General features: G+C 36.0%; 18 protein-coding genes. 12 read left to right on the plus strand and 6 right to left on the minus strand.

Annotated features, from left to right (window positions below):
• Positions 1-134 precede the first annotated feature (134 nt).
• Both PT603_RS07250 and PT603_RS07255 read left to right on the plus strand, forming a co-directional pair.
• The gene (locus tag PT603_RS07250; RefSeq protein WP_008240466.1) at positions 135-2,837 is read left to right on the plus strand and encodes a putative LPS assembly protein LptD; all 2,703 of its coding nucleotides are present in this window, start codon (positions 135-137) and stop codon (positions 2,835-2,837) included.
• Positions 2,838-2,858: 21 nt separating this feature from the next.
• Entirely contained in the window at positions 2,859-3,239 is a 381-nt protein-coding gene (locus PT603_RS07255) for a RidA family protein (protein WP_008240476.1), read from the plus strand.
• 47 nt (positions 3,240-3,286) lie between these two features.
• On the opposite strand, the gene PT603_RS07260 is transcribed toward PT603_RS07255, so the two are convergent.
• From PT603_RS07260 to pfkA, 3 genes are all read right to left on the minus strand, one after another.
• A complete protein-coding gene (locus PT603_RS07260; RefSeq protein ID WP_008240478.1) occupies positions 3,287-4,141 on the minus strand; it encodes an N-acetylglucosamine kinase-like protein in 855 nt (284 codons plus the stop codon).
• Between the two features lie 61 nt (positions 4,142-4,202).
• A complete protein-coding gene (gene gap, locus PT603_RS07265) occupies positions 4,203-5,204 on the minus strand; it encodes a type I glyceraldehyde-3-phosphate dehydrogenase (protein WP_008240486.1) in 1,002 nt (333 codons plus the stop codon).
• A 40-nt stretch (positions 5,205-5,244) separates the two neighbouring features.
• Positions 5,245-6,231 carry a 6-phosphofructokinase gene (gene pfkA, locus PT603_RS07270; RefSeq protein ID WP_008240488.1) on the minus strand — a complete coding sequence of 329 codons (987 nt, stop codon included), beginning with the start codon at positions 6,229-6,231 and terminating at the stop codon, positions 5,245-5,247.
• Between the two features lie 352 nt (positions 6,232-6,583).
• On the opposite strand from pfkA, the gene PT603_RS07275 reads away from it, so the two are divergent.
• Entirely contained in the window at positions 6,584-8,401 is a 1,818-nt protein-coding gene (locus PT603_RS07275; protein WP_008240490.1) for a sodium:solute symporter family protein, read from the plus strand.
• Positions 8,402-8,439: 38 nt separating this feature from the next.
• Here PT603_RS07275 and PT603_RS07280 read toward each other — a convergent pair whose 3' ends face one another.
• Positions 8,440-12,819, minus strand: a complete 4,380-nt coding sequence (locus PT603_RS07280; protein ID WP_238531041.1) for a translocation/assembly module TamB domain-containing protein — start codon at positions 12,817-12,819, stop codon at positions 8,440-8,442.
• Positions 12,820-12,967: 148 nt separating this feature from the next.
• Between PT603_RS07280 and tsaD the strand changes: the two genes are divergently transcribed.
• From tsaD to PT603_RS07320, 8 genes are all read left to right on the plus strand, one after another.
• Complete coding sequence (gene tsaD / locus PT603_RS07285) at positions 12,968-13,996, plus strand: tRNA (adenosine(37)-N6)-threonylcarbamoyltransferase complex transferase subunit TsaD (protein WP_008240494.1); 1,029 nt, start codon at positions 12,968-12,970, stop codon at positions 13,994-13,996.
• A gap of 8 nt (positions 13,997-14,004) precedes the next feature.
• A complete protein-coding gene (locus PT603_RS07290) occupies positions 14,005-14,709 on the plus strand; it encodes a 16S rRNA (uracil(1498)-N(3))-methyltransferase (protein WP_008240496.1) in 705 nt (234 codons plus the stop codon).
• 119 nt (positions 14,710-14,828) lie between these two features.
• Positions 14,829-15,515 (plus strand): aquaporin Z, encoded by a 687-nt coding sequence (gene aqpZ, locus PT603_RS07295; RefSeq protein ID WP_008240497.1) that lies wholly within the window; start codon positions 14,829-14,831, stop codon positions 15,513-15,515.
• A 148-nt stretch (positions 15,516-15,663) separates the two neighbouring features.
• Positions 15,664-16,308 (plus strand): DUF4159 domain-containing protein, encoded by a 645-nt coding sequence (locus PT603_RS07300; protein WP_008240498.1) that lies wholly within the window; start codon positions 15,664-15,666, stop codon positions 16,306-16,308.
• A gap of 191 nt (positions 16,309-16,499) precedes the next feature.
• Positions 16,500-17,474, plus strand: coding sequence for a zinc metalloprotease (locus tag PT603_RS07305; RefSeq protein ID WP_008240499.1), 975 nt, complete (start codon positions 16,500-16,502; stop codon positions 17,472-17,474).
• A 124-nt stretch (positions 17,475-17,598) separates the two neighbouring features.
• Positions 17,599-18,687 (plus strand): AI-2E family transporter, encoded by a 1,089-nt coding sequence (locus PT603_RS07310; protein WP_040488839.1) that lies wholly within the window; start codon positions 17,599-17,601, stop codon positions 18,685-18,687.
• Positions 18,688-18,694: 7 nt separating this feature from the next.
• A complete protein-coding gene (locus PT603_RS07315) occupies positions 18,695-19,915 on the plus strand; it encodes a THUMP-like domain-containing protein (RefSeq protein WP_008240501.1) in 1,221 nt (406 codons plus the stop codon).
• A gap of 55 nt (positions 19,916-19,970) precedes the next feature.
• The gene (locus PT603_RS07320; RefSeq protein ID WP_008240516.1) at positions 19,971-20,735 is read left to right on the plus strand and encodes a DUF4382 domain-containing protein; all 765 of its coding nucleotides are present in this window, start codon (positions 19,971-19,973) and stop codon (positions 20,733-20,735) included.
• A 59-nt stretch (positions 20,736-20,794) separates the two neighbouring features.
• On the opposite strand, the gene PT603_RS07325 is transcribed toward PT603_RS07320, so the two are convergent.
• Both PT603_RS07325 and PT603_RS07330 read right to left on the minus strand, forming a co-directional pair.
• Entirely contained in the window at positions 20,795-21,517 is a 723-nt protein-coding gene (locus tag PT603_RS07325) for a M15 family metallopeptidase (RefSeq protein ID WP_008240518.1), read from the minus strand.
• Positions 21,518-21,655: 138 nt separating this feature from the next.
• Positions 21,656-21,907 (minus strand): type B 50S ribosomal protein L31, encoded by a 252-nt coding sequence (locus tag PT603_RS07330; protein WP_008240519.1) that lies wholly within the window; start codon positions 21,905-21,907, stop codon positions 21,656-21,658.
• Between the two features lie 179 nt (positions 21,908-22,086).
• On the opposite strand from PT603_RS07330, the gene PT603_RS07335 reads away from it, so the two are divergent.
• Complete coding sequence (locus tag PT603_RS07335; protein ID WP_008240522.1) at positions 22,087-22,611, plus strand: DUF4199 domain-containing protein; 525 nt, start codon at positions 22,087-22,089, stop codon at positions 22,609-22,611.
• Positions 22,612-22,628: the final 17 nt, after the last annotated feature.

Here is a 22,628-nt window from a genome sequence, read left to right on the forward strand (position 1 = left end):
AAAAAATATCCGTAAGTTTGGCACTTCAAATATTGAGCCATACTTTTACAAGTATCATGGGCTGATAAAGATACACTCTTTGGCGAAGATAAAAAAGTTTGGCAAAATTCATTTGACATCAGAGATTCTTTTGAATGACCAAGTTAATAGATTTTACAACTTTGTACGTAACTAAATCACACATACTTTTTGTAATCCTCACTTGGATTTCTATTGGATTTCTGAAAGCTCAAGAAACCCCAGCGAAAACTCCATTACGCATAGACGCTGTTAAGGATACTACCAAACAAAAGGATAAAATAACGGCAACTGTAGTTCTTGACACTATTGTTAAAGATTCACTTTCAAAAGACTCAACAGCCGCTAAAAAAGGAAAATCTTCTTTACTGGACAAGATTCGTTACAAAGCAATTGATTACGCAAAAATAAGCCAAAAAAGAAAAGAGATTTTACTGTACAATGAAGCCGAAGTGTATTATGAAGATACTGAGCTTAAGGCTGGAATAATCATTCTTAATTACGAGAAAAAAGAAGTGTACGCAGGCCGAATCAAGGACTCCGCGGGTAATTACACTCAAGCACCCTATTTTAAACAAGGTAGTAATATAGTGGAACCTGATTCCATAAGGTTTAATTATGAAACCAAAAGGGCACTTATCTGGAATTCCAAAACAGAACAGGACGGTAGCCATGTAACTGCCGAAATTGTAAAAAAGGAAAATGATTCTACCTACTTTATGTACGAAGGGCGGTTAACTACTTCCAAGAATCCTGACGACCCTGACTACTACATTCGCATTCGGAACGCAAAATTTGTTCCTAAAAAGAAAATTATAGCTGGATTTAGCAATATGTATATTGCAGATGTACCTACACCAATTGCAGTACCATTTGCCTATTTTCCACTTACGCAAGAGCGAACCTCAGGTTTTATTTTTCCAACCTTTGGTGAATTAAACAACAGAGGTTACTTTTTGCAAAACGGAGGCTATTATTTTGCCGTAAGTGATTATTTTGATTTAGCCCTAACTGGTGATTATTACACCAATGGGAGTTATGGTTTACGGGCAGACACCCAATATAGAAAACGATATAAATTCTCGGGAAATTTAGGTCTACGCTATGAAAACCTAATTAACAGTCAAAGAGGTTTTCCGGATTATAGTCGTGGTACAATTTATAATATTCGTTGGTCTCATTCTCAAGACACCAAATCCAGTCCTAGTTCTCAATTTTCTGCCTCTGTTAACCTGGGAAGTAGTCGCTATTATCAAAACTCACTCAATCAATTTAATTCTCCTAATCAACTAAACAATACCTTACAATCCTCAATATCATATACAAAAACCTTTACTTCATATCCTAGTGTACGAATAGGCGTAACAGCCTCACATCAGCAAAACACTCGAACGGAATCTATAAATATGACACTTCCGACATTGACAGCTAATATGGACCGTATTTATCCTTTTGTTAAAAGAAATTCTTCTAGAAAGGGAATTATTGACAACATTAACTTCCAATATAGCATGCGTGCGGAAAACAGTATCACTACGACAGATAGCTTGTTTTTCAAAAAAGAAATGTTTGAAAATGCAAGAACTGGAGTTAGACACGATATTCCTATTAGCACCAGCTTTAAACTACTCAAATATTTCAACCTAGGCATGTCTACTTCAATTAATGAAGTATGGCAACTGAGTACCATAAGAATTAACGATTATGACCCATCTTTACGAAAATCTACCATTGACACCATAAAAGGATTTGATCGTTTTACAACCTATGACTTCAATGCTAGTATAGGCACAACTATTTACGGTATGTTTAACTTCGGTACCGATAAAAAAATTCAAGCCATCCGTCACACCATAACCCCTATTATCGGCTATGGCTACAACCCTAGTTTTGACCAATACTTTGATTCATATGTAGCCAACGAATTTGGAGCCGTACGACAATACACTCGTTTTCAAGGTGGTTTATTTGGAACTCCAAGACAAGGATTTTCAAATACTATGAGCATATCTTTGATTAACAAGCTAGAGGCTAAAGTTCGCGATAGAGATTCCACTAAAACCGAAGCAAAAAAAATCACACTATTAAACAATCTTAATTTCAACACCTCTTACGACTTTAACACCAATCGTATAAGTCCTATCATTATGACTGGAAGCACCAATCTTTTTCAAAATAAAATGGGAATAAATTTTGGAGCCACCTTCAACCCGTACGCAATTGACGATGCAGGCACTCAATTGGATGTCTTAAATATTAATAATGGTGGCGGTCTTGCCAGACTAACCAACGCGAATCTTACGATGAACTATTCCTTTTCAAGTAAAAATTTTAAAGGCAAAGACAACACCAATAATGTAGCTACCGGGGGTAGACCAGATGACCTATTTGGTACAGCTCAAGACTTTAGCGATAGTCGAACAATGGGAAATACAGAAGAAGGTGATGATACGGAGGAAGCTCCAACTGAATATTACCGAACATCCATCCCATGGGATCTAAGAGTAGCCTATTCTTTAAGTTACTCCAATATTAGAAGAGAAAGTGAAATATCTAATAACTCGCTCATGTTTTCAGGAAACATAGACATTACCCCAAAATGGAAAGTGGGAGCCTCTTCCGGTTATGATTTCAAGAACCAAGGATTTACCTACACACAACTTCGTTTTGAACGTGACTTAGATAGCTGGAGACTTAATTTCAACTGGGTTCCATTCAGCGCTAATTCTTCATGGTATTTCTTTATAGGAATCAAGTCCTCAATGCTTTCGGATTTAAAATGGGATAAACGAAAGGTTAGTGATCGTAGCTTAAATTAACAATCCATATAATTGTAAATCATGAAAAAAATAATCCACACACCAAAAGCCCCTGCACCAATTGGCCCTTACAGTCAAGCTACCATGGTCGGTGACGTTCTTTACACTTCAGGACAAATAGCTTTAGATCCAATCACTGGAAACCTTATTGAGGGAGGTGTAGAAGAAGAAACAAAACAAGTAATGAAAAATCTTGAAGCTGTATTGGAGGCAGCTGGAATGACCTTTGAAAATGTGTTTAAAACAACAATTTTCCTAAAGGACATGCATCAATTTTCACAGGTTAACGCCATATACGGAAGTTATTTTAATGACGAGACAGCTCCGGCACGAGAAACGGTAGAAGTTGCAAATCTGCCGAAGTTTGTCAATGTAGAAATAAGCATGATGGCAGCTAAATAAATTTTAATAAAAAAGCCGTTTCTGAATTTGAAACGGCTTTTTTATGATTAAATGGTATGTTGCAGATGGTATTCCACTAAACCATCAATTGGCTTTCGCAATATATTCCCTGCACTTAACCCGTTCTTTTGAAGCATCGTCTTTAATTCCTCCTGAAGGTAAAATGCAATACTACCTACAAAATGTACTGGTATCTGAGGAGCCTCTTCAAACTGCTTAATAAAGTTATCGATAAATAACTGCATTCCCTTAGCTATTAGTTCCTGGCAATAAGGTTCATCCTTATTCTCTATTAAAAATTTAGCGAACGTTGCCAAATAGGTATTAGGATTAGGTAATTTATACAAATGATTTTTTATTACATCCGCATCCAATTCAAAGGTAGCATTAAACTTTTGTGCCAAATCTTCTGGGAACTTATTAAAATAAAAGTCACGCAACAATTGTCTTCCGAAATAATTTCCACTACAATCATCCATCAAGATATATCCTAAAGACTCAACCTTTTGAATCAATTTTTCTCCATCCCACATACAACAATTGGATCCTGTACCTAAGATACACACAACAGATTTTGCTCCGGAACCAATGGTCGCATATACGGCTGCATAGGTGTCCTCTTTAATGGCAATTTCCGCATTTTCAAAAAATGGTTGGAATATTTCACCTAAAAATGTACGCATACGCTGTGTTCCACATCCTGCACCGTAAAAATAAAGCTTAGTTACTTCCTTACGACTTTTATACAGCTCATAATTATTTGTGATGCGCTCAACAATGATTTCTTCGGTCAACACCTCTGGACTCAAGCCAAGTGTTTGTGTAAAAAACAACTTTTCTCCTGATTCACTTAGTGCAATCCAATCAGCTTTGGTGGCGCCACTATCTACGATTAATATCATACTTATAAATATAAGAAAAATGCCTGAAAACTATTGCTTCAGGCATGTATACTTGTTATTATTAAAGGCTTGCAATATGCTGTGCCAAGTCTACTAATTTATTTGAATATCCAGCTTCATTATCGTACCAAGATACTACTTTAAAAAAGCGAGAATTCAGTTCAATCCCTGCATCAGCATCAAAAATAGAAGTGCGCACATCGCCAATAAAGTCTTGGGAAACAACCATCTCATCAGTATAACCTAGAATTCCTTTTAGTTCTCCCTCTGAGGCCTCTTTCATTGCCTTCTTAATGGCATCATAGCTAGTTTCCTTAGCTAAACGTACGGTTAAGTCTACCACAGAAACATCCGCTGTTGGAACACGGAAAGCCATACCAGTAAGTTTTCCATTTAGCTCCGGAATTACTTTACCTACCGCTTTAGCTGCCCCAGTTGAGGCTGGAATGATGTTTAACATGGCACTACGCCCACCTCTCCAATCTTTACGAGAAGGCCCATCAACAGTAAGCTGGGTAGCAGTTGTAGCGTGCACAGTAGTCATCAATGCTTCATCTATTCCAAAATTATCATTTAACACCTTTGCTATTGGAGCCAAACAGTTGGTCGTACAAGAAGCGTTAGACACAATGGTATCAGAAGCTTTAGCATTAAGATGATTTACTCCCATCACAAACATAGGAGCATCAGCTGAAGGAGCAGAGATAACCACCTTTTTTGCTCCCGCATTAATGTGTGTTTGAGCTGTTTCAAGTGTTGTAAAAATACCGGTACATTCTGCAACCACATCAACTCCCACTTCATCCCATTTTAAATTATTAGGATCTCTCTCTGCAGTAATTCTAATGGTTTTACCATCAACTACCAAATGACCGTCTTTAACCTCTACAGTTCCGTCAAAACGTCCGTGAACTGAATCATACTCTAACAAATATGCTAAATGATTTACATCTAACAAATCATTGATTGCTACAATCTCTACATTTGGTCTCTTCACAGTGGCTCTAAACACCAATCTTCCTATTCTACCGAAACCGTTAATTCCAATTTTTAAACTTGACATAATTTTTATATATTACAATTAATGTATGAATAACAGAGTTTTACGTAGTCATAATATCAGACACTCGTAAAAGCTCTATATCTATTTTTGATTTTCCTTTTACTGCATTTTCAAGTGGTGTAAGCTCAATCTTATCATTTAAGAGCCCTACCATATAATTAGTTTTTCCTTCAAGAATACTCTCTACAGCCGTAACTCCCATTCTACTAGCTAAAACACGATCAAAGCAAGAAGGTGATCCTCCACGTTGCATATGTCCTAAAACAGAGACACGAACGTCATAATCAGGAAGATTTTCCTCCACATATTCTTTGAGTTCAAAAACATTCTTTCCTGTCTTATCCCCTTCCGCTACTACAACAATACTAGAGGATTTTCCAGACAGTCTACTTCTTTCTAGAGATTCTAAAAGACGATCCAATCCCAAATCTTCTTCAGGAATTAGAATTTCTTCTGCACCTGCACCAACACCTGCATTCAATGCAATATGACCTACATCCCTTCCCATAACCTCAACAAAAAACAAACGATTATGTGAACTAGCAGTATCCCTTATCTTATCAATAGCATCTACCACTGTATTCAAGGCTGTATCATACCCCAATGTATGTGTAGTACCGAAAATATCATTATCAATGGTCCCTGGAATTCCCATTACCGGAAAGCCAAATTCTTTATTAAGAACAATGGCACCTGTAAAGGTACCGTCTCCACCGATAACAACCAGGGCATCAATTCCCATGGCACGCAGATTATCGTAAGCCTTCTTTCTTCCTTCTGGAGTTCTAAACTCAGTAGACCTAGCCGACTTCAAAATGGTACCACCCTTATTGATAATACCTTTAACGCTACGAGCATTCATTTCTTTAAAATCGCCCTCAATTAGTCCTTGATAGCCACGGTAAACTCCGTAACATTCAATTTTATAATAAGCGCAAGTACGCACTACCGAACGAATAGCCGCATTCATTCCAGGAGAATCACCTCCGGAAGTTAGTACAGCCATTTTTTTTATGGATTGTGACATGTTTCTGTTTTGATTGAACTGTAAAATTACCAAACTTTATGTAAAGAAAATAGGGCCTTCAACCACATTCATTCAGCCCTTTAGAACTCTAACGATTTAGTTTTATAATTTTTAACATTTTAATTATAATTTAACAAAAATGTTACTTTTGAATACTTTGAAACAATGTTCAAGTTTAAATTAACAAGTTCTTCCAGTTTATAATAAAATGTTATAATTTTAAACATTGGATTAAAATACGATAAAAAAATTTCAATACATAAGAAAACGTAATTTTTTTATTTACATTAGCATTCTTATTTAAAAAACAATGTAAGTCTAACCAAACTTAACGACCTCCAAAACACACAACATGAATCTTACTTCTTTAGATTACGGAATTATTATTGCATTTTTTAGCATTGTACTTATAATTGGGATTGTTGTTTCAAGACAATCCGGAAAAAGCTCCAGCGAATACTTCCTCTCAGGGAGAAGTATGCCTTGGTGGCTACTGGGAATGTCCATGGTAGCAACTACCTTCTCTACCGACACCCCAAATCTTGTAACGGACTTGGTACGTCAAAATGGAGTGGCAGGAAACTGGGTATGGTGGGCATTTTTACTTACAGGTATGCTTACTGTATTTGTGTACGCCAAACTCTGGAGAAAATCTAATGTAGCTACCGATATTGAATTCTACGAATTACGCTATGGAGGTAAACCTGCACAATTCTTAAGAGGATTTAGAGCAGTATATCTAGGTTTATTTTTTAACATTTTGAGTATTTCAGCTGTTTCATTGGCGGCCATTAAAATTGGCGGTATTATGTTAGGGCTAAGCCCAATTGAGACCATTGGAATAGCCTCACTTATCACAGTAGTGTTCAGCGCTATAGGTGGTTTCAGAGGAGTAATATATACTGATTTTGTATTGTTTTTTGTCGCTATGGTGGGGGCAATTGGTGCCGCCTATGTTGCTGTAAACCATGAAGCAGTAGGTGGGCTTTCGGGATTATTATCTCATGAGGCTGTACAAGACAAAATCAACTTTTTACCAGATTTTAATGACAAAACACTTCTTATCAACCTTCTAATCATTCCACTAGCTGTACAGTGGTGGAGCGCTTGGTATCCAGGGGCAGAGCCTGGTGGAGGAGGCTATATCGCACAACGTATGCTTGCAGCCAAAAACGAAAATCACGCTATAGGTGCGACCTTCTTTTTTAACATCATGCACTATGCACTTCGTCCATGGCCATGGATATTGGTTGCTTTAGCTTCTCTAGTCGTATTTCCGGATCTTGCTAGTATACAGGCTGCATTTCCTAATGTTGAAGAAGGAAAATTAGGGCATGATTTAGCCTACCCTGCTATGCTTACCTTCCTACCTGCAGGATTGCTGGGATTGGTACTAGCCTCCCTAATTGCGGCATTTATGTCTACTATTTCAACTCACCTTAACTGGGGAGCATCCTATCTTGTAAATGATTTTTATAAGCGTTTTATAAAGCCAGATGCTTCCGAAAAAAGACTGGTTAACGTAGGAAGAATAACGACCTTTATCATCATGCTTCTTGGAGCGATGGTTGCCTTGTTACTTACCAATGCCACCCAGATATTCGATATTATAATTATGTTTGGTGCTGGTACAGGACTTATTTTTATCCTTCGCTGGTTCTGGTGGCGTATCAACGCATGGAGTGAAATATCAGCCATGTTCTTTTCAGGAATTGTATCCATTTTATTCAATTTAACCTCATTAGGCGCCATATTGTTTGGCTCAGCTACTCAAGAGGGCATTTTTGAGTCATGGTTAAAATTCCCAATGGTTGTATTATCTACCACCATAGTTTGGGTGTTGACAACCCTTCTGACCAAACCTGAATCGAAAAATACCCTAAATAGTTTTTATCTAAAAATTCAACCGGGAGGTCCTGGATGGAAGAAAATTATTGATCAAGCAAAAGATGAAGGTGTAGAATTAGTGACTTCCAAAGACAAATGGTCAGTACCTTCTGGTATCATTGCCATGCTTTGGGGATGTTTATTGGTATATTCATGCTTATTTGCTACAGGTAATTGGATTTACGGAGAAACAACCTATGCACTTATTCTAACAGGCGTGGCCATAGGTGCAGCCATAGGGCTGTTAAACGTATGGAGAAAGATGAGAAAAGTTATGCTGTAAAAGATACCCAACCTGTTTAAAAGATAAAAGTCGCAATTCTATTGCGACTTTTTCTTTTTTGCTTTCATTTTCACCATACCGTCATCTCCCATCATATCAATATATTGCTTTTCAATTTCCGGATCACTGTCTTCATCTATTTTTGTTTTAGACTTAACGCCAAAAATCTTCCTCATCAGATCCTGAAAAGTATTAAAATCTACCTTATAGGATAGTCCAACTCCTTGGGTATATCCAATCCTATCAGATAAAAATTGTTGAATTTCATTCTCCTTATTAAAGATTTTAGCGCTTAAACTTCCATCTTCATTCAATAATATTTCAACCTCAACATCTCCTGCAACTACCGTTTGGCTAACCCCTCCTATTGGTACTCCAATTTTTCCATTCAATAAAATACGGTCGCTTATTTGCGTACTGACAGTTACTCCAAATCGGTCACTAGTAGCCAAATCAATTGCTGCCCCTCTGTCTCCTTGTTCATAGGAGATCCCCAAATCAATCTTCCCTTCCTTATCATCAAGAATTTGATTTATCATACTAAATCCAGTTTCCAAAAGATTTCTGGAAACAAATTGGTTGTTTATACTCACCTCATTTGTAAAAGTGCCTTGTGATAGAAGTGAGAGCGCTTGTAACTGCTTTTTATCTCGATCCTCCAAACGGTAATTAAGCTCAGAGGCTACCACAGGATTGGTGTCTGGAAAACGAATATCAAACACTGTTTCCGGCTGCATAAGTTGACCTTCCAAATGAATTACAACTTCAGTTTCAATTTTCTTATTGTATTGAGGATTTTCAAGTAAAAGTGCTGGATTGGCGTTGAGCGAATAAACTGCTTCCATATTACTAAGGGATGCCGTAAGGGGATCACCCTCCCAACTTATACTACCTCCGGGAAGCACTTTAAATCGCTTATCAATTAATCCTCCATATTTAAAATTATACTCTCCGGAATAAGTAACAAAATCACCCCACATATTGAATTTACCTTTGGTATTAATCTCCATTAGTAATATTCCTTCACCACTTCCCTTGAGCGTGCTTCCTGATTTTTTATCAAGCACTATCTCTACCTCTGCATCTGGAGTAACACTTAATTCAAAATTAAGTTCAAGGCCCTTTATGTCTTGTAAAACGCGACCATCGTTATCCTTTTCCGCATGTTTATCTACAAAAGTTATAAACGAATCATCACCTATGGTAGCTACATCGCTAATAGGTATTTTCAATGATGTCCCAGCTCCAGTGGCACCATCCACTGAGATGGTTAGTGCATCTACAGGTCCAGAGAGTGTTGCTTGTCCGTTAACAAAACCAGTCCCATAGTACAACTCATCATCACTTTCCTCTGTATCTAGTACCAAAAACCGACTGTTACGAGTATCTAACTCCAAATCCATAAACCAGTCCGTAAAATTATTATGTGTCATCATTCCATTAAGACTAGCCCTTGTTTTGTATTTGGTATCTGTGAGTTGGATATTATCAAATTCAAAGGTCTGATTTAACAGATTTATACGTGAAGATTCTCCCAAGGCAACATCTACATTCAAATAAGGAATGGTTAGACCTGCCTGATTAAGGGTGAGTAGTCCATTGACAGATGGATTACTTAACGGACCCGTTATTCGTGCATCACCAGTAACATAGCCGCGTATCTTTGATATGACATCCTCACCCAACGGACTAAAAGGGCTTAGGTTAAAATTACGTAAAGTGGCATCGAGATTCAGAATAGCTTGCTTTTTTTCATCAAATGTCAAATCTCCCATCATTCTAAAACTTTCAAGTTGATCATTGATAAACTGGACGTTGACCAAATACGACGTCAAATTCTCATTACCAATAATTCCTACTTCCAAATCTCCTAGATCATAGGCATTGATATTAAAATCTTTAATCACCAAATTAGATGACGGAAAATAGTTACTATTACGTTGAAAAATACTCAACTCACCGTCCACTATACCATTTAACTGCAAACTATCTATGGCAGGTGTTATTTTATTAAGAGATACTTGCTTAAAAGAAAGTTCAATATCTTTAAAAGTGGAATCTGCAAAAACGCCTTTAAGATTTATACGTTCATTTTTATGACTCATAGTAATGTTTTCAACAAGAACGGAGTCCACACTTCGATTAAAAATAACTCTATTTTGTGTATTTCCTTCTTCATTTAACATCCATGTATTGCCTTTAAAGCTAACATCTGATGTTTTTAACCCAATTACAGACTGTTGTTTATCATTAAAGGTATGGTAAAAGTTTAGGTTGTATGAATCATCAAACTTTTCACCTCCCTTAAATTCTGTACGGAAAAACAAAGTGTCTTTAATGGTAGCATTAATGAGATTAAATTCTTCTATATCATAATATTTATTCTTTATACGACTTACTTCCATATAGGTATTGAACAAAGGATTTTTATTATCTACCTGAAGTTGAATATTATCAAATATGGTTCCTTTAGCATTTATAGTGGGTGATTTAAATGTAAGTTTAAAATCTCCTTCGTCAGCCACAATTTTTCCCCTTATAAACGTATTCTTACCAAACTCAATTTCAGGAAAAAACACATCCACAATTTTATTATATATTTTAAAATCAAAATCGAGCACCTGCCCTTTTGACACCTTGTGAGGACTGTAATTAGTATAAATACTACCAATTGAATTTTCCAACACCTTTCCTACTTCCTTCACCTTAAAATTTCCCTTTACATACCCGGTGATTATATCTGGAGAATTTATCTCAATGACACGTAGGCTATCTTTAAAAACAGAAGTAACTTGAAAATCGTCAAAGAAATAGGAATCATTCTGATTGATGTAATTCGTATTTTCAAAATTGATTTCCCCAGCCATATCATCCAGGGTATTGCCTTCAATATTAAACTCAATTTCACCTTTGAAAATTGAAATGGCATCTCGTTTAACGAAATTAAGTTTATTTAAATCTGCATAGATAACCTCAGCTTTAAAATCAAAACGATTATTCGCGTTTGAGAAATCTGCTAACCCGGTGAAGTTCATCTGCAAATTTTGATCATTAGTAACCAGGACACCATTAAACAATTGATTTTGAAGTATCCCACTTACATCCAAATCCTTGTATCGATACTTATTGTACTCCAAATCATAAACGGTACCATCAATCTTTGTATTCAATGTTTTCCTTGTGAATCCAATTCCATCCACTTCGGCAGCAAGAGATACCTTTCCCAAGGTAGGGTCATTAATAAAATTTCCAATATCAAAATCTTCAAATGATAGATATCCTTTGTACGAAGCATTATCTATATCACCAATATCAGTCAATAATAAATCTGTATAGGCATATCCAATTTCAGTACGCAGATTTAATTGACCATCAATCGAGTTTTCCGTTATATATGCTGTACCGTTTATATTAAACTGCCCAAGTTTCTCCAAAGAAGAGGGTAAATTTTTACCTAATAAATTTGGTAAAAGCGATTTTAGACTTTGATAATTTGAAGATATATTCCCAATATTAGCGTGTAATGAAAACGGATTACTACTGGTAAAAAGATTTTTAAAATTAAAATTCCCTTTAATATGAGAATTCTCAGAAATCATTTCCAACCCAGAGGCCGTCATATTATTCAAATATCCAGAGATACTTGTTTTAAATGTGGCTGCTTCATTTTCTCCAAACTCATTATAAAATCTATTAATCTCACTAAAATTAACTATTGAATTATCAAATACGGCTTGTACTTTTACCTTATTAAGAAAATCTGCAAAATCCTTTCGGTCATAGGTAAAAACTAAGTGTCCATTAAGTTGTGAAAGCGGTGTTTTAATGGTCAGATTATCAAAGGACATTTTTGTTTTACTATAGCTAAAATCAGCCTCAAGATTCTCCACTCTTTGATTGTTTTTAGCCATGAAGGCCAATTCTTCAATGTGTGTAGTTACATTAGGCCCATGAATTTTAAAATCAAGAATTTCTGAATTTAGCTCATAAAAGTCTAGAATTTTAGGAGTGTCTAGGTTTTCATCAATGAGTCTAAACCTTCCATCATTCAACGCAATCTTAGAAGAAGTCAATAAAAATGGATCTTTACTTGCTGTTGTATCTCCCGCTTCTAGCTTTTCAACAAACACATCTAAATTGGTATGATTTTCACCTTTGTAGGTTTTTAAATTAAATACCAATCCCTGCATATTAATCTTACCAAAAGCAAGTTTCCCATCTATAGCTTTGCGAAAACTTACTATAGAAGTACTTAATCCGTTAATATAAAAAAGGGTATCCTTTTTATAATCCTCCACATAAATCCCGTTAAGCTTTACATTACCTCCAAAGGTGAGATGTATACGATCAATGTTGATATTGGTATTAAATTCATTATTCAAAGATTGGGTAACATACTTTGCTATGCCAGTTTGCACAATAGGCAAGGCTAATAAAATCACTACTACCCCCCAAAAAAGCAATAGATATAGTAGTAGCTTAATTAATATTTTCTTAAATTTTTTGATAGCGAATTCTGTTTTACCTTTGTACTATATAAAAGTATCAATTTTTATTCCATTCTTAATGAGTACAGACCAAGTTTATATTTTGGCAATTGAATCTTCATGTGATGACACCTCTGCAGCCGTTATCCATAACGGAAAAATGCTATCTAATGTGGTTGCCAATCAAAAAATACATGAAGCCTATGGTGGTGTCGTTCCCGAACTTGCCTCCAGAGCACACCAGCAAAATATAGTTCCTGTAGTCCATCAAGCCTTAGCGAAGGCAAATATCGACAAAAACCAGCTATCTGCCATAGCATTTACGCGTGGTCCTGGACTAATGGGTTCCTTATTAGTAGGAACCTCCTTTGCTAAATCCTTAGCAATGGGATTACAAATTCCTTTAATTGAGGTTCATCATATGCAAGCACACATTCTAGCTCATTTTATAGAGGAGGAAGGTTATGAAAAACCTACCTTCCCTTTTCTTGCAATGACCATTAGTGGTGGGCACACACAAATAGTACGTGTAGATGACTATTTTAAAATGACTGTAATTGGGGAAACGACAGATGATGCCGTTGGTGAGGCCTTTGACAAAACAGCAAAAATTCTAGGACTACCTTACCCTGGAGGTCCATTGGTAGATAAATATGCACAAGAAGGGAATCCAAAAGCGTTCCCATTTACTAAACCCAAGGTTCCAGGATTAGACTTTAGCTTTTCTGGCCTTAAAACCGCAATACTTTATTTTGTGCAAAAAAACAAGGCAGCAAATCCAACATTTATTGAAGAAAACATAGCCGACATTTGTGCTTCTGTGCAACATACCATAATACAGATTTTGATGGATAAATTAAAGTTGGCCTCCAAAGACACTGGGATAAAACAAATCGCTATTGGAGGAGGAGTATCTGCTAATTCTGGAATACGAAACACCCTTAAAGAAGCTGAAAAAAAATACGGATGGAAAACCTATATTCCTAAATTTGAGTATTGTACCGACAATGCTGGCATGATTGCCATAGTAGGCTACTTAAAATATCTTAACAACGATTTTACCGATGCCAGTGTTTCCGCAAAGGCTCGTTACGCTATAAACGAATAACCATATCTATGCAACTTTTCTACTTCCCTGACTTAACTGCAGAAATGACAACGTTCACCTTTGACAAAGAGGAAAGCAGTCATATTGTAAAAGTACTACGAAAAAAAGAAGGCGACCTATTGCATATCACCAATGGTAAAGGAGAATGTTGGGAAGCAGAAATAGAATTATCCTCCCAAAAAGCTTGTGTTGTAACCTTAACAAAGCACCGTAAAGAATCTGGGCGTAATTACTACCTTCACTTGGCTGTTGCACCAACCAAAATGAATGACCGATATGAATGGTTTTTGGAAAAAGCCACTGAAATAGGTATTGATGAAATTACCCCAATTATCTGTGATCACTCTGAACGCACCATAGTAAAAAGTGAACGTTTTGAAAAAATAATACAATCCGCCATGAAGCAATCATTGCAATTGTATCTACCTAAACTTAATCCTGCCATTTCTTTTAAAGATTTTATCGATATCGAAAGAAACGGACAACTTTTTATAGCCCATTGTGACCAAGGGACTAGATATTCGCTAAAACGAAAAGCCTTGGCTGACCATAAAGTAACCATCCTTATTGGACCCGAAGGAGACTTTTCTGAGGCCGAAATTAACCTTGCTCTTTCAAAAGACTATACTCCTGTAAGCATGGGAGATACCCGATTACGCACCGAGACGGCAGCCCTAGTCGCCTGTCATACAGTAGCTCTCATAAACAGTTAATATCGCACCACTCCTAAGAAAGAAGGAATTACAAAATCTATAAACAGTACATTTTCAATAGTTTGCAATAATATTTTCTTACTTTTAGAAGAATCAAACACCATTTAATCTAAAAGTTTATGAAAAAATTAGTTGCGGAATTTATTGGAACCCTCTGGTTAGTACTTGGAGGTTGCGGAAGTGCTGTTTTAGCAGCTGCATTCCCTGAATTAGGAATTGGCTTTGCCGGAGTGGCTCTTGCCTTTGGTCTAACAGTACTTACTATGGCCTATGCTATCGGACATATTTCAGGCTGTCATTTGAATCCTGCCGTATCGGTTGGTTTATGGATTGGAGGACGTTTTGACAAAAAAGAAGTACTCCCGTACATCATAGCCCAAGTACTTGGAGGAATTGCAGGAGCTACTATTTTATACCTGATAGCATCTGGCAAACCAGGCTTTGAAATTGGAGGATTTGCCGCTAATGGTTATGGAGAACATTCACCAGGTAGGTATGGTTTAACGGCAGCTCTAACCTCAGAGGTAATAATGACATTTATGTTCTTACTAATTATACTTGGAGCTACAGACCAAAGAGCTCCAAAAGGTCTTGCTGGAATAGCTATAGGATTAGGATTAACACTCATACATTTAATAAGTATACCGGTCACTAATACTTCCGTCAATCCAGCTAGAAGTACAAGCCAGGCCCTATTTGTAGGTGATTGGGCTTTAGATCAACTCTGGCTATTTTGGATCGCCCCTGTTATTGGTGCTATGCTAGCGGGTATCGTATATAAATATATGGGCCGTACGGCAAATTAACTTTTTTCAATCTCCACCCTACTAAAAAGAGGCAATAATATCTGCCTCTTTTTAGTATATTTATACACCACAAAGTTGTCTATAAACTAGGAATACACAGTAACTTTTACTGTCATCAAATAAAAATCAATTTTACCAAGACAATAGTATGCGATTTTTCTCAATAGTCATGTTACTTTTAAGCTTTCATCAAATAGCTTACAGCCAACAATTGGCTATCCTGCAATACAAAGGAGGTGGTGATTGGTATGCGAATCCAACAGCACTTCCAAATCTTATTGCTTTTACCAATGAACAAATCAACACCAGACTAAACCCAAAGCCAGCCGTAGTAAAAGCTGAAAGCAACGATATTTTCAATTATCCTTTTATTCATATGACAGGACATGGCAATGTGTCTTTTGACGAAGTAGCCATTGAAAACATACGAACTTATTTACTTTCAGGAGGTTTTCTTCATATTGACGACAACTACGGGATGCAACCCTATATCACCAGAGAGCTTAAAAAACTATTTCCAGAAAAATCCTTAACGGAAATACCTGTTGATCATCCTATCTATGATCAAAAATTTAAGTTTCCTAATGGCCTCCCAAAAATCCATGAACATGATAACAAGCCGCCTCAGGCACTAGGTCTTTTTGAAGGTAACAGACTTATATTATTATTTACGTACGAGTCAGACCTAGGTGACGGATGGGAAGATCAAGCGGTGCATAACGATCCCGAAGACATACGTCTTAAAGCACTTAGGATGGGAAGTAATATCATTGAATATATTTTTAAAAATTAAATTGATTATCAGCTACTTACATATATTCTAAATTCTTTAAGCTTTATCTTACATTTATTACGTTTTGTCGAAATGTTAAATTTTTCTTAACAATTAAATCCTTCTTTTTGTTATAAATAAAAATAATTTTGTTAAAATTGTTGTGATTTTAAATCTTTTTATAAATCTAACTAACAAACTTTTACTTATTTATGAAAAAATTTCTTATTTCAGCCATCACCTTAACGTTAGCATTATCTTCATGTAGTTCTGATTCCACTCAGAATGACGCTACCGAAGAGCTTCATGCCACTACTCGTAACTGTTATTCAACTGAGCACCTAGCCAACCAAATTGCAGCCGATCCATCTCTAGCTATACGCATGCAACAAGTAGAGGAATTTACAAAACAAGTATTAAGGGATCCTAATGCCATGAGAGTTCTTGCGGATGGAACATTAGAAATTCCTGTACATGTAAACGTATTATACAACAAAACAGCAGAAAATGTTTCAAACGCTCAGATTCAATCTCAAATTGATGTATTAAACGAAGATTTTGGAGGCTATAATCCAGACTACTCAGACATTCCCGCAATTTTTCAAGATGCAGCTTCGGGAGACATAAAAATTCGTTTTGTGTGGTCACAAGAAAACACAACCCGTAAAAAAACAAACAAAAGAAGCTGGAGAACTAACGATGATATAAAAAAATCATCTAGAGGAGGAATTGATCCTACCAACTGTTCTACTACTCTTAACATTTGGGTTGGGGTTTTATCAAATAACATCCTAGGCTATGCGCAATTCCCAGGTGGAAATTGTGCTACAGATGGTGTTGTAATTCACACCAACGCCTTTGGTAGAGGAAATTATGCCTTGTTTAGTTCCTTTAATAAAGGTAGAACTGCGACTCACGAAGTTGGTCACTACTTTAACCTTCGTCACATTTGGGGAGATGCTACTTGTGGAAATGATTTCGTAGCAGACACCCCTACACACAATACATCTAATGGAGGATGTCCTACATTCCCGCACTACAGCACTTGTTCAGGCACCCCTGTAGAAATGACAATGAACTATATGGATTATACCAATGATGCTTGTATGTATATGTTCACCTCTGGCCAAGCTGCTCGTATGCAAGCCACCTATACCACAGGAGGACCAAGAGCTTCCTTACGTTAACCATCGAAATCAACATAATTTAAAAGCCCCTAAAGGGGCTTTTTTAGTAAGTAAAGATCATATCTATTATCCTAGGGCTACTAATACATTTTTATTTATCTTAGTCCATTCTTTTACATAAATGATGAACTCAAAAACTATTTCTACAGGAATTCTAAGAGCTTTAGGAATTTTACTCTTAATAGCCTTAATTCTATTCTTTTTATATAAAATTCGCGCCGTAGTTGTATACATCATTTTAGCTTCGGTTGTTGCCCTAATTGGCAGACCTGTGGTAAAGTTCCTAACCGTTAGACTCAAATTTAAAATTACATTTGCCGTATTATGTACGCTATCGTTGATGATGGGAGGAATTGTAGGCTTTTTATTATTATTTATTCCCCTTCTTATTCAACAAGGTCAAAATTTAGCCCTATTAGATATTAATGCTTTACAAAACAACATAACACTTCTATTTGAAAATCTTATTACTCATTTCAATTGGAGTAAGTCAACCATGGAGCAATGGCTTTCCAATATAAATGTACTTGATATCCTAAACTTGAAAACTATACCAGAAATGCTAAACAGTTTCCTTAGCACTATTGGAAGTTTCGGAGCTGGTTTTTTCTCCGTAATTTTTATTTCTTTCTTTTTTTTAAAGGATAGTAAACTCTTTGAACAAATGATTCTAACAATGGTTCCTGATAACAAAGAATCTCGTGTTCAAAATTCCATGGACACCATTAAAAACCTTCTATCCAGATACTTTATTGGATTACTACTTCAAATTTTAATACTTTTCATCATTTATACGATTGTATTGCTCATATTTGGCATTCCCAATGCCTTTATGATAGCTTTATTGTGCGCCCTACTCAATTTAATCCCTTACGTAGGACCCGTTATAGGATTTTTCCTTATGACCTTTTTAACCATGACCAGCAACCTTGGCAGTGATTTTAGCAGCATAGTTATCCCAAAAACAATCTATGTAATGATCGGATTTTTAATAGGCCAATTCATCGATAACAACTTAAGTCAACCTATAATTTTCTCTAAAAGTGTCAAATCTCATCCTTTAGAAATTTTCTTGATTATCATTATTGGAGGATTTCTCTTTGGAGTAACGGGAATGGTGGTTGCTGTACCTGGGTATACGGCTCTAAAGGTAATTTTAAAGGAATTTCTTGCCGAAAATAAAATAGTGAAATCACTCACCAAAAACATATAGTACTGCCTTGAATATAAAAATATTAAATAGGGAAGTACAGGAATTTATAAAGGACAATTTAACAATTGATATCCCAACCTTTTTGCTCAAAAAGCCAGTTTTTGAAGGAATAAGCCAACAAGAACTGGCCCAACAAATTCTTTCAAAGAAAAAATGTGAAAAAAAATTACCCACCTGGTTTGAAACACCCCGAATCTATTATCCACCAACGCTATCAATAGAGCAGACTTCTTCGGAATTAACGGCGCTTTACAAAGCTACCTTAGTGCAAGGATCACTTATAGACATTACAGGAGGATTCGGTGTAGACTGCTACTATTTTTCTCAAGTATGTAACACAGTAACGCATTGTGAAATAAATGAAGAACTATCAGAAATTGCAGCTTATAATTCCAAATTGCTAAACACCAAAAATATTAGCTTTATTACCAATGACGGCATATCATATATCAGTTCCTCTAACGCCTTCTTCCAATGGATTTATGTAGATCCTTCTAGAAGACATGACAGCAAAGGAAAAGTTTTTCTGCTTTCAGATTGTATACCAAATGTCGTTGAACACCTACAAACACTATTTGCCCATTCGCATAATATCCTTATTAAAACATCTCCTTTATTAGATATACAAAATGGCCTAAAGGAACTTACCCATGTGAAAGAAATACATATTGTGGCAGTGCAAAATGAGACTAAAGAAATGTTATGGGTACTGAAAAAAAACACCAATAACACGGGACAATTACAAGTAGTTCACTCGGCTAATCAGGACTCCTCTACCATAATTAAAGCAGTCAACCTGTTACCCAATAATGAGGAATCAACTTTTAGTTTTACACTTGAAGAAGAACAAAACGGACAAGCGACCTATGACGCTCCAAAAAACTTTCTTTATGAACCCAATAGTGCATTACTTAAGGCCGGCGCCTTTCAAACTATTTCAAAACGATTTAAAATAGATAAACTACATAAACATTCCCACCTCTACACCAGTGAAAAAAGGATAGATTTCCCCGGGAGAGTATTTCGAATCGTAGAAGTAATGCCTTTCAACAAAAAAAATGTAAAAAAACAGCTCCAAAATACTAAGGCTCATATTACCACTAGAAATTTCCCGGATAGTGCTGATAGTCTGAGAAAAAACTACAAGATTAAAGACGGAGGTGACCTCTTTTTATTCTTCACCACCAACCTTAAAGATGAAAAAATAATTATAATATGTACTAAATAGGTAGGGTATTTCACATGATGACTGTTTATAACATAAATCATTTAAATACTTATCCATGAAAATTAATTCATTTTTACCAAAAGGCACACACATGATGGGTGCTATGCTTGCAATGTCAACTGCATTTGTTTTCACTTCTTGTAGCGATGACAATTCAGATACCGAAGGACATTTAGCACTTAAGGCACAAGCCAGCTATGAGAATAATCTTTTAGCACGTACCTTCAGTAATGTTACCCTTACAGATGTTTTAGTTAATATTCGTGAAATCGAATTCGAAATTGATGACGATATGTACGACGATATGGATGACGATGACATGTATGATGACGATGGATTCTTTGACAGTGATGATGAAATCGAACTTCAAGGTCCTTTCGAATTAAACCTACTTGCCAATGAGAATGCCATCGAAGTTACCAACATCTCTGTTCCCAACAACACCTACGAAGAAATTGAATTCGAAATCGGAAAAAGCACCAATATCAACAGCGAACTTTACAACAAAAGTATCCTTATCAAAGGAAGCATTGGTGATACTCCTTTTGTATTCTGGCACAATATTGATGAAGAAGTAGAAGTAGATTTTGAAGATACAGCAAGAGATATTGTCATAGACGGAGGCAACAATTCTATTGTTATTAATTTTGACCTAAACCAAATCTTTGGAGCGGCTTCAGGAATAGACTTCTCAAGCGCTACTGATGGAAATGCAGATGGAACTATCGAAATTAGCCCAACTGATTCAGACGGGAATAACGACTTAGCTGACGCTATTCGTGCAAAAATAAAAGATGTTATCGATCTATTAGACGACTAAGACCTTATCTTACTATTGAATTAGCAATATAAAAAAACCACGCTAAAGCGTGGTTTTTACTATATGTCACAATTCCATTTAAAATTAGCTACAGTAGCCCTTGATAGCGCTTTTAAATTATAATGCCACCATTCGCTGGTAATCGACAAAAAACCATGTTTTTCCATAGTTTCCTTAAGCAGTTTTCTATTAGAGAGAACTTCGGAAGAAAATCCCTGGTAGGCATGATGAGCTTCCTTCCCAAAAAAATCAAATGTAGTTCCCATATCTAATTCATTACCTTCCAAATCAACCAGGGTGATATCTACTGCTCCCCCCCTGTTATGAATCGAACCAAGTGCTGGATCAGCGACATAAATAGGATTTGGGAATATCTTCCACATTTTTTTTTGAACATCAAGTGGTCTATAACAATCGAAGAATTTGATACGGTATCCCATTTTCATAAATTCTGCATTGGCAGCTATCAGAGCCTTAGCGGTTAATGTTCTCACATAACATTCATCACAATCATACACCTTAGATTTTAAAAAATTATCCTCCGTGGCATACTTCATATCGAATACAAAATCATCACTGTAATCAGTCAATAACACAAAAGTAGTATCCTCTTCTACAGTAAACATTTTCACCTTAGGCTGCTCTTTTACCCTTTCTTCAGTAAGAGTGATCGTATCATTCTTCGTACTCTCAACTTTCGCACCACTCCTCTTAGAAGTCTTTTCTTGACAACCAACAGCCATAAAAAAGATGACTAAAAGATAAATAGCTCGTTTTTTCATTTATAAAAAATTAAATTTAAATACCTACTCAAACATCTTCCTGTACACAAGAAGATTCTCAAAGATACATTTCTTTACAGAAAAAAGTCATAAAAAAACCCCGCCTTATGGCAGGGTCTATATACAGTCTCAAGTAGATTACTTGTTGAATTTAGCGTATTTGCTCTTAAACTTGTCGATACGTCCAGCAGTATCAATAAGCTTAGATTTACCGGTATAGTATGGGTGAGAAGTTCTAGAAATCTCCATTTTCACCAACGGATACTCAACACCGTCAATCTCAATAGTTTCTTTTGTATCAGCTGTAGACTTAGTGATAAAAACATCCTCATTGGACATGTCTTTAAAAGCTACCAATCTATAATTTTCCGGGTGTAGACCTTTTTTCATCGCTATGATAATTTATATTCTCGTCAAATTTTGAGGTGCAAATTTAACCATATTTCATTAACCGACAACTTATTTTTCAAAAAAAAAGCTGCCTAGGCTGTTTTTTTAGCTCCGTTGTAACATTTATGCAAAGATAACGACTATTTTCATAGTACTAACATTAAATAACCAGTCGTATTATGGAGCAACAAGTTAATTCTAAAAAGATCATTCTTAACAACGGACTTTATCTAGGTCTAGCCACCGTAGCCCTCTCAATTATTATGTATGTAACCAATATGATTTATGATCAAAATTGGATTGTAGGGCTTATCAGCTTTATCTTAATGATTGTATTCATCGCAATGGGTATCAAGGCCTTTAAAGCTCAAAATAATGGATATCTTTCCTTATCTCAGGGTCTAAAAGTTGGTTTAGGAATTGCATTGATTTCATCTATTGTAGCAGTAGTTTATAACCTTATATTTCTTAATTTTATTGAGCCGGAATTCATGACAAAAATGTTGGAAATGCAGCAACAAAAGATGATTGAAACTAATCCAAATCTCACCCAACAACAATTAGATATGGCAGCAGAAATGGGTAAAAAATTCTCTTCCCCAGCCATTACTTCCGCGATTTCAATTATCTCTTCGTTGTTTTTTGGTTTTATCATTTCACTTATCGCCTCTTTGGCAATGAAAAAAACCGAAGACTCGTTCTAAATTCCTATTTTTGACTA

It is taken from the genome of Imtechella halotolerans (assembly GCF_028743515.2).
GTDB classification, from domain to species: Bacteria; Bacteroidota; Bacteroidia; order Flavobacteriales; family Flavobacteriaceae; genus Imtechella; species Imtechella halotolerans.